A 2222-nucleotide genomic window follows, 5' to 3' on the forward strand; every position below is an offset into this window, starting at 1 on the left:
CCTTTCCCCCTTTCCCTTTCCCCTTTCCCTTTCCCCATGCCCTAACCTACAATCAAACCATCTTGAACTCGAATAACTCTTTTAGTTTGAGCTGCGATATCTGGTTCATGAGTGACAATTACAATTGTGATGCCTTGCTGATTGAGTTCTGTCAATAAATTCATCACTTCATAGGAAGTTTCAGTATCCAAAGCTCCTGTTGGTTCGTCTGCCAAAACTAATGCGGGTCGGTTGACTAAAGCGCGAGCAATAGCTACCCGTTGTTGTTGTCCGCCAGAAAGTTGACTAGGACGGTTTGAAATGCGTTCTCCTAGTCCTACCTTTTCTAAGGCTTCCAATGCCCTTTCGCGGCGTTTTTCTTTGGGTAAGTTAGCATAAACCATTGGCAACATCACATTTTCTAATGCTGTAGCCCGTGCTAATAAATTAAATTGTTGAAAAACAAAACCTATCCTTTGATTGCGGATATAAGCTAATTCATCATCATCAAAAGTTGTCAAGTTTCTACCTTCAAAAATATAGTGTCCTGTTGTGGGTCTATCCAGACACCCCAAAATATTCATGAGTGTGGATTTACCAGAACCTGATGCACCCATAATCGAGACATATTCTCCTTCTTCAATAGAAAGTTGAATACCTTTGAGTATGGGAACGCTGATTTCTCCCAAATGGTATGTCTTAGTAATGGATTCCATCCAAATCATCGTTGGCATATTAATTTTTAATTAATCAATAGTTAGTTGTTGATTGCTAATTTTTCACAAATAAACTTGTACTTACAAACTATAAATTTTAATCCCAGTTTATTTAGCAATGATTTCTAATTTCTGTTTGACAATCCAAAATCTAAAATCTCAAATCCAAAATACGATTAGTCACTACGTAAAGCAATAATAGGATCTAATTTTGAAGCGTTGCGTGCGGGAATAACTCCAGCGATTAAGCCAACGGTTATTGATAGCCCAAATCCAGCAATAATTGATAATACAGAAATTACAAATGGAAATTTAAAAATATTTGCTGCTGCATAAGCAATTATGATACCACCAACCATACCAATGCATCCGCCTGCAATGGAAATAACGATCGCTTCTGCTAAAAATTGATTGAGGATTGCTGATCTGGTGGCACCTACGGCTTTGCGAATGCCGATTTCTCGCGTACGTTCCACCACAGAAACTAACATTATGTTGGCAATACCAATGCCGCCAACTACTAAAGAAATGCCCGCGATCGCCACTACCATGACTGTAAATAAACCCACAACATTGGTGAAGGTACTAACAATATCAGCTTGGTTAGTTAGCCGAAAATCATCAGCTTGAGGCGGATAAATATTATGCCGCAGACGTAATAAATTGGTGACTTGAAACTGAGCTGCTTCTAAATCTTCTTGATTCGCTGATTTGACTAAAATTCCGGTTACAGAAACCCCCACTAAAGCATTATTACCAACTAGTCTTGCCGACATACTAGTTAGAGGAATAAAAATTTGGTCATCTCGATCCATCGGCCCTTGAGAACCTTTTGGTTCCATCACCCCAATGACTTCATAAGCTTCTCCCTGAATGCGAATTCTCTGGCCAATAACATTGCTACTTTGTCCAAAAAGTGTGCGTTGCACTGTAGGGCCTAGAACGGCAACTTGGACAGCGCCATTAAGTTCTGCTTGAGTAAAATATCTCCCTTGCTGGGGGTGAGTATTTCTCACTTCTGGATAGTTTAAATCTGTACCATAAATTGTTGTTGAGGTGTTCTGTCCTGCATAAACAACTTGGGCACTTCGTTGCAGGTACGCAGAAACAAGTTGAACTGATGGTGCATCTGTGGCGATCGCTTGGGCATCTTCCCAAGTCAAGGTGCTGCTAGAACCTATTCCTTGACGGACATTCCCGCTTCTAGCTGCACCAGCCAAAATTTGCAGCACATCTGTACCCAAAGCTTGAATCTGTTGTTCGACTCCCTTTTGTACGCCTTGACCAACAGAGGTAATCGCAATGACTGAAGAAATGCCAATAATTACGCCCAACATCGTTAATCCTGTGCGTAATTTATTACTCCATAGTGTTTCCACTGCCATCGACAATATTTCTGACAGCGGCACTGTACGAGTATTTTTAGCTTTGTAAAAACCCTTAAATATCTTAAACATAAGGTTCTATTTCAAACTCACTTTAGGGAGAACCGCCGCCCGAACGGCCTCCTCTGCCGCCGCCACCGCC

2 protein-coding genes are annotated in these 2222 nt (G+C 41.0%); both read right to left on the reverse strand.

Annotation, left to right across the window (positions count from 1 at the left end; translation table 11 throughout):
- Nucleotides 1-41: 41 nt before the first annotated feature.
- Entirely contained in the window at nt 42-713 is a 672-nt protein-coding gene (locus GNE10_RS34045; RefSeq protein WP_277927817.1) for an ABC transporter ATP-binding protein, read from the reverse strand.
- A 158-nt stretch (nt 714-871) separates the two neighbouring features.
- Nucleotides 872-2152, reverse strand: coding sequence for an ABC transporter permease (locus GNE10_RS34050; protein ID WP_199341882.1), 1281 nt, complete (start codon nt 2150-2152; stop codon nt 872-874).
- Nucleotides 2153-2222 lie beyond the last annotated feature (70 nt).

The sequence above is a fragment of the Nostoc sp. 2RC genome (genome assembly GCF_014222165.1).
In the GTDB taxonomy this organism is placed as follows: domain Bacteria; phylum Cyanobacteriota; class Cyanobacteriia; order Cyanobacteriales; family Nostocaceae; genus Nostoc; species Nostoc linckia.